A 7541-nucleotide genomic window follows, 5' to 3' on the forward strand; every position below is an offset into this window, starting at 1 on the left:
TCATAATATGAAACATAGAAATAACCATGATTCTTTCCCCAGTCCCCCCACCTGTTTTTCATTATACAAGCCCCTTTATCAGGAGCACCAGGTATCTCTAAATTATCGTCCCATCCAACGATGCTTACTGCATGGTCACAAGTTCTGTTAGTACCATTATAATAAAGATAATAACCAATTTCAGGACTATCTACATAAAGAGGATTGTGTTTTTCATCTTTTATTCTTACTGAAGTAAAAACAGCCCCATAATCCATAATAGCTCGTTTAATCATATCATTATCAGTATAGCTATCTCTTTTTAGGTATAAAACATTCTGAACATGCATTATGCTTGATAAGACTGGAGATAAAACACTTGCATAATTATACTTGTCATCAGAATCATTGACTGGCCCTAACCAACTTAAAAGGTATCCTAAAGCCATATCAGGATATCCTCCCTCATTGGTTTCCGCATCCCAGCCGTAAACCGAATAAAGCTCAGCAATGTTTTTCATGTTTTCTTCTGACAAGTCAATATCATTAGGGGATGCTCCAGTGGCTTTTAGAATACAGGATTCCAAGGTTGCAATTGTAGCAAAAGCCCAACAATTGCCTCCTCCAGCTTGCCTTTTAATGGAAGTCGCATAACCTTTGGATACAGAACTGTAATTGCTTGGCAAGCTTCCATTGCTTAAATTATAAGCATACATTGCATAGTCATTATCTTGGATTATGAAATCAAAATGGGAAGTGTTATAAAGATTAGCGTAAAGAGAATCTGATGCGGTGTTGTTTTCATAGAAATTGTCTAAACTGCTTTTGTTGTTGAAAAGATAATATACTGCTCCAGCATATCCCATTGCAGAATTGTTGATGAATGTATTGTTGGTTATTGAAAGGGTTTTAGTGCCAACTACAGATATTCCTGCTCCGTTTCTAGCATTATTTGATAGGAAAGTGGATTTGGAAACAGTTAGATTTCCATACATCTGATAGATTACACCGCCATCATTGCTTGCAGTGTTGTTGATTCCAGTTAAATTGCTTATTTTAGAACTGGAATCCAATAATGTTAAAGCCCCACCAACACTTGCATTGTTATCGATAAATTCACAATTGGTGATTTCCAGATTGGTGCCATATGCATAAATGGCACCGCCAACACTTGCAGAATTATTAAAGAATCTGCAATTTGTTATTTTTACTGTGCTGGAACTAGAATAGATAGCTCCACCATATCTTGCGGAATTCTTATAGAAACTGCAATTATTCAAATAAACAGAATAGGAAATTCCTTTGGAATAAATAGCTCCACCATAAGCATCGTTATTTGCACCTAATTGCCCATCTCCGTTAGTGAATATTACATTTGAAGCGTTTATTTTACCGTAATTATAGATTTCAGCACCATTTAAAGTGAGATTTATTAGAGTGAAAGTTCCATATGCATTAAATGCCTTCTTCATAATATTCCTAATGATTGTCTGACTGGCATCTTGTCCGATTATCTTTACATTATTGACATCCTGAGGCAAAGCTACACTATAAACTCCATTAGCTAAATGAATTACAGAATTGTTGTTTATTCTGGAACCGTTTAGATATTTGTATGGATTTCCTTTTGTCCCATTTCCATCTTTTGAAGCATTGCTGTCAAAATAGTAATCTGCAGAAAGAATGTCATTTGATGCACTGCTATCTAAGACATCATCCTCAACATCAACTGATTCTAATGAAATCTCATCATCAGCAAAATTCAATGAATCTTCATAGATGATAGAATCATCCATTGAATATGCATCAGCATCTGCTGCGAATGATGTTGGAATGACAATTAAACAAAGGAAAATCATCAAACAAACAAGAAGTTTATAATGAGTTTTATGCATTTTTATTCTCCAATAATTTATTATAATAATACTATATTTTTTATTATATAAATAATAAATAGGAAAGAAATTGAAAAAATATGCTAAAAAAATGAACAAAAATATACTAAAAAGAATAAGAAAGAAGAGAAAAATAGAAATAAATAATAAAAAAGAATTTTAAGTATTAACCTATCCTTGTTTCATTGATAGGTCCATTTGAAGACCAGTAAGCTTCATATATTCCAGGATCATACTGACCACCGGAAGTGGAAAATACGGAACGGTAAATAGGGTCTCCATACTCATCATACAATCCGGTTTCATAATCCTTCTGCCAATCATCATAATGCTTAGCTGGTTGGGAATCAGAATCCATGTATGCCTTTTTTATCTCAGAACTGTTGTCTTCGCTTACATCAGACAAGTTCAAATCGCTATTGTCAGACATGTCATTTGAATTATTGGAGTTCATAATGTAAAATGCCCCAAGAAAAATGCCTAAAACGACTATTACGGTTAAACATATTATTAAAACTTTATTGTTATCCATCAAATCACCCCTTAAAGATGAAATTCAGTCCAATCATGAATAAAATTAAATGAAATGAAAAAAATAAAAAAAAGTAAAAAAAATTAAGAAAAAGCAAATGGAATCATTTACTTGTAAATCATAGTTCCAATACCTTCTTTTGTAAAGATTTCAAGAAGCAAGGTATGTTTGATTCTTCCATCCAAGATATGTGCTGATTTGACTCCATTGTTTAATGCATCAATACAGGTTTCAATCTTAGGAATCATACCTCCAGAGATGATTCCCTCTTCTACAAGAGCAGGAATCTCATCAACATGAATTCTTTGAATTAAGGTTGAAGGATCGCTTGGGTCTCTTAAGACACCAGGAACGTCAGTTAAAATGATTAGCTTTTCTGCATCCATTTCACCAGCTATTGCACCAGCTACAGTGTCTGCATTAAGGTTCAATGTAGTGCCGTCTTCAGCAATTCCAATAGGGGAAACAACTGGAATGAAATCGTTTTCAGTGTACATTTCAAGAATTTCAGGATTGATTCTTTTGATTTCACCAACCAAACCTAAATCAATCTCTTCAATCTCACCGGTTTCCTCATCCTTTATCTTATGAATCTTTTTGCATGCTTCAATAAGCTTATTGTCCTTACCAGACAATCCAGCACCTTTACCGTCATGCAAGCAGATTTGAGATACGATATCTGTATTGATGTTACCTACAAGAACCATTTTTACAATGCTCATGGTTTCCTCATCAGTTACCCTTAATCCCTTGATGAATTTAGGTTCCTTTCCTAATTTCTTCATGGATCTGGTAATTTCAGGGCCTCCTCCATGAACAACTATAGGTTGCATTCCAACATATTTCAATAATACAGTATCTCGTGCTGTAGAAGCCATTGCCTCATCATCCACCATAGCATGGCCTCCGTACTTAATCATGACCTTTTTATTGTAAAACTGTTTAATGTAAGGTAGCGCCTCTACCAAAATATTTACTCTTTCCATTTCAATCACATAAATAAATCAATAAATATAAATTTTTAAATTTTCTTTAAAATTTGTAAAAAATTTTCTTAAATAAAATATCAATTGATAAATTTGTTTATAATACTATATAAAAATATCATTGGATAAGGGAATAGAACATTTGAAGAATTACTAAATCATTATAAAATTGATATTAGTTCGTAAATTCCAATTTAAAGAACATATTACAATTAAAATAGAAAAATAAACTTTAAAAATGCTTAAATTTAAATATATCCTATTTTAAATTAAAAATTAACTTAGTTTTAAAAGGAAATCAATTTATATCAAAAATAAACTATTTATAATAAATAGTTTACAAAATAAAAGATTTATAATAAGTTTACTATACTTGAATTAATTTTAACCTTTAAATCATGATTTGCTTTTAATCCATTTTCGAAAGCTAAGTTAAAAAAATAGGAGAAAAATAATGATGAAAATAAATAGAAGCATTTTAATCATATGCATCGTATCATTGTTTTTAATAATCGGCCAAATCTCAGCAAGCGATACCGATTCAATGGAAATTAATGATACAATCCATAATGATTTAAGTTTAAATCAATTGAATGGTTCAGATATTGATAATCTTGAATCTGATGAAATGGAAAAAACAGCGCAAACGGAAACAGAAACTATCGATGAAATAGTTGAAGAAAAGCAAAAGGACACAACAGGAGTTGTTATGGCAAATGACAATTACAGTTGTGGACCTGCATCTCTTGCAACTGCATTAAACCGAAATGGGCTTAATCTCAACTTAAATGAGGTGTCCAAACATACAAACACAAGCTTGAATGGAACAAGCATGCAATCCTTGATTGATGCTGCAAAATACTATGGCTTCAGCGCTTATGGAGTTGAAGTTGACACCAAAAGCCTTAAGGAAAACAACATAATTCATTTAAACATCAATGGATGTGAGCATTGGACAGTAATAAGCAAGGTAACAGACACTCATATATTTTTAGCTGATTCAACTGAAGGAAACATTAACTTCACAATTGATGAATTCAATTCATACTTTTCCAAAAAAGCAATCATCCTCGCCAATAATAGTCTAAATGACTTGAAGAATGACTTGATCACTAATCAAATGACTATTCTAAATAAAGATCAATGCCTCAAGATTTCTGGAAAAGGTTTGAAAAAGAAGGTGGTTGGTTATAGAATAGTTTGGAAATACGGTTGGAGACAAAAGTACGGTTGGATTTTAAGACCAAAAGTGGTTGGAGGTCATGTATCATTTACCCAATGGGTTTATGTTAAGGGATATCATGCTGTTTGGGGAAAATACAAAGTAAAAGAGCCTATTTACAAGTATTATTTTGTATCTGATGATGCAATGACAAGCGCTAAAATCAAAAAGTAAATTTATGGAGAAAATATAAAAAATATTAAGGAGCTTAAGCATGGATAAGAAAATTACAATAGTCATGATTGCAATAATCGTTGCAGTAGTTGCCATTGGGGCCTTTTTAGCACTTTCCAATACTTTCATTCCAGAAAGTTCAGCATATACAGACCTCTTTGATTATTCAATCGAACCAACAACAAGCTGGAATGCAGACAAGAATGAGTATTCATTCAGCCAAAGCATAAAGTCTGTTAATGGGAAGGACTATAAGAATATTGAAATCAAGGTAAATTTCTATAAGGGAAATGATCTTTTAGACAGTTATGACTCTAAAATAGACTCTACAAAAGATGGTAAATTCGAGCTTAAATTCACAAAAGAACTATCTGAAGAGCCGGATGCATTTTATTATGATGTAGTGAATGCAACTGAAGTCTAATCTAATTTAATCAATTAGAATTTTTTTAAAATAAATGGAATAAACTAATTTTGATTTATTCTATTTATACTATTTTTTCTTTTTTTATAGAATATATATTAAGATATGTAGATAGAGATATACATCAAATTAAAAATAATAGTTACATATCATTTAATTAAAGTAACCTTTTTTTAAATTAATAAAAATTAATAATACTTCTCAAATAATCAATCACCTATTTAATTAAATTGAATGAAATTTATTAGCAAAATTTTCATAAAAAATATCAAGTAAAGTCAATAGAAAAAAATGATCTTTAAAAATAGTTAAAAATAGTACAAAAAAGAATTTAAAAAAAATAAAAAAATAAAAAGATAATTTTTAAAAAAAAATAAAAATAGAAGAAATTAATCTTCTAAAAATTTATTTTTTACGTCCGAAAGAGACAGTTGAAACTAAGCTTAATAAAGCAACAACTACTAAAGCAATTGGGTTACCAGCTGCAGGCATTACAGGAACAGCTTTTTCTGCTACAGGAGTGGAAGGTTCTTCTTCAGGCTCATCCACAGGTTCATCTACTGGTTCCTCAGGTTCTTCTGGTTCCTCAGGAGCGGTTACAGTAATTTGAATAGTGGTATTGGAAGGATTATAATAATCGTTTCCTAAATACTCAATAGTAGCAGTGGTGTTTTCAGTTAATTCAACACCTTCAAATACAGCTTTTCCATCTTTTACTTCAGCAGTGTATTCTTTACCATTAACTTTTAAGACAGCTGTACCGTTTTGTACAGGGTCACCATTTTGATCAACGATATCCGCGGTAATATCTTTCTTATCACCGACTGTACCAGAAACATCTTCACTAGTGGTTGTAGTGTTTAATGGTAAAATATTGAGTTTAGATTCTGCTTCAGAAGAAAGATAGTCGTTAATTCCTTCAGAATGTTGATTATATTCATATCCACTATATTCTACTTTATAAGCGTAAGTACCAGGATTTTCAAGTTTAACATCCTTGAATACAGCTTGACCATCAACTACTTCAACAGTCTGAGTGTAAGTACTTGCACCTAATAAACCATTGCTAAGCTTGTTGCTGTAATCAATAGTTAAAGTAGCAGTTCCGCCTGTAGGAACAAGAGTATTATTAACATTCTCAGTGATTTTAGCTACAATATCTACAACATCACCAACATAGCCAGTAATCTCTTCAAGTTCAATACTAGTCTTAAGGTCATAGACAGCATTTACATAAACTTTTACATCTTTACCAGCAAATTCTTTATATGTAATAGTATATTGGTATTGGTCAGAAGAATTTGGATAATATTTTTCCTTGGTATCTTCTCTTTCCCAGTATAAAAATACTGCGCCAGATGGAAGATCCGCAGGAGTTCTGAAAGTGTGTGTAAAGTCAACACCATAATTGTTTATACTACTCCAACTACCACTACCATGACCAAACTTATCAGTGTAGATTAAAGTGAAATTACCAATAACTTCTTCATCATAAACTGCAGTATAAACTACAGTATAATCTGTTCCATTAGGTTTTAAAGTTCTTTCATAACTTTCTGGATCAGTGATTGGTACACCTTCAGGATCTAAGAGATGTTTAAATGTATAATGAATTCCATTAGCATCATATGTTTTATATCTGTCTATTTCATCTTCAAACATAGCGTAATGAATAATCCATGTAACACCAGGGTCAATTTTGTTAGTTAATTCAGAATTGACATCATTACCATTTATATCTTTTAAACCAACTAATTTAACAGTAATATTAGATGGATTTCCTTTAGCCTTATAGATTGCCTTATAAGTTACAGTGTAATTCTCTCCAGTATATCCATGGTTATAACTTTTAGTGGAATCTACCACATTACCGTCACCATCTTCCCAATGATCTAAGTAATACTCATAACCATCAAGAGTGTATCCCTTATATGTTTTATTCAGATTGGTAAAATTATTTTTAGATACAAATACTTCATAAAAAGAACCAGGGTATGGTATATTATAGGTTTCAGTTATATTTACATCATCACCAGAACTGTCTTTAACGATATAAGAAATATTTACAAAAGTATCTTCATAAGTTTCATACTGAGCAGTTAAGACAACGGTATAATTATATCCAGTAGGTAAAAATACCTGATCACAGCCTCTACCTTGTTTAAAAATTTCACCAGTAACACTATTTTCCCAGTATTGAGTGAAATTATAATTCAAACCATTATATTTGAATCTGTTAGCCGGAGGTTTATTATTTAACAAATTGGAATAAGAAATTGTTAAATTTCTATTAGCAGCAACCTTTTTTGATAATGATTGATTCAACATA

At 31.4% G+C, this 7541-nt stretch carries 5 protein-coding genes and 1 pseudogene; 2 read left to right on the forward strand and 4 right to left on the reverse strand.

The annotated features are described in order from the left end of the window. The 3 genes from Q0409_RS01440 to argB form a co-directional block, all read right to left on the reverse strand. Positions 1–1874, reverse strand: a 1874-nt coding sequence (locus Q0409_RS01440) for a C1 family peptidase (RefSeq protein WP_298534306.1), incomplete at its 3' end; no start/stop codon positions are given. A 166-nt stretch (positions 1875–2040) separates the two neighbouring features. Further along, the gene (locus Q0409_RS01445) at positions 2041–2406 is read right to left on the reverse strand and encodes a hypothetical protein (protein ID WP_298534309.1); all 366 of its coding nucleotides are present in this window, start codon (positions 2404–2406) and stop codon (positions 2041–2043) included. A gap of 107 nt (positions 2407–2513) precedes the next feature. Continuing rightward, entirely contained in the window at positions 2514–3392 is an 879-nt protein-coding gene (argB, locus tag Q0409_RS01450; protein WP_298534311.1) for an acetylglutamate kinase, read from the reverse strand. 454 nt (positions 3393–3846) lie between these two features. Here argB and Q0409_RS01455 point away from each other — a divergent pair, with 454 nt between their 5' ends. Then, the gene (locus Q0409_RS01455; protein ID WP_298534314.1) at positions 3847–4788 is read left to right on the forward strand and encodes a cysteine peptidase family C39 domain-containing protein; all 942 of its coding nucleotides are present in this window, start codon (positions 3847–3849) and stop codon (positions 4786–4788) included. A 40-nt stretch (positions 4789–4828) separates the two neighbouring features. Further along, positions 4829–5212, forward strand: a complete 384-nt coding sequence (locus Q0409_RS01460; protein ID WP_298534316.1) for a hypothetical protein — start codon at positions 4829–4831, stop codon at positions 5210–5212. A 405-nt stretch (positions 5213–5617) separates the two neighbouring features. Here the strand turns inward: Q0409_RS01460 and Q0409_RS01465 are convergent. Then, positions 5618–7541 (reverse strand): annotated as a pseudogene (locus Q0409_RS01465) (hypothetical protein); the annotation flags it as partial.

Source organism: uncultured Methanobrevibacter sp. (genome assembly GCF_937898925.1).
Taxonomy (GTDB): domain Archaea; phylum Methanobacteriota; class Methanobacteria; order Methanobacteriales; family Methanobacteriaceae; genus Methanobrevibacter.

Coding starts and splice junctions, on each gene's coding strand:
- Q0409_RS01445 (WP_298534309.1), bottom strand. CDS start 2,406: ATGGATAACAATAAAGTTTTAATAATATGTTTAACCGTAATAGTCGTT.
- argB (WP_298534311.1), bottom strand. CDS start 3,392: ATGGAAAGAGTAAATATTTTGGTAGAGGCGCTACCTTACATTAAACAG.
- Q0409_RS01455 (WP_298534314.1), top strand. CDS start 3,847: ATGATGAAAATAAATAGAAGCATTTTAATCATATGCATCGTATCATTG.
- Q0409_RS01460 (WP_298534316.1), top strand. CDS start 4,829: ATGGATAAGAAAATTACAATAGTCATGATTGCAATAATCGTTGCAGTA.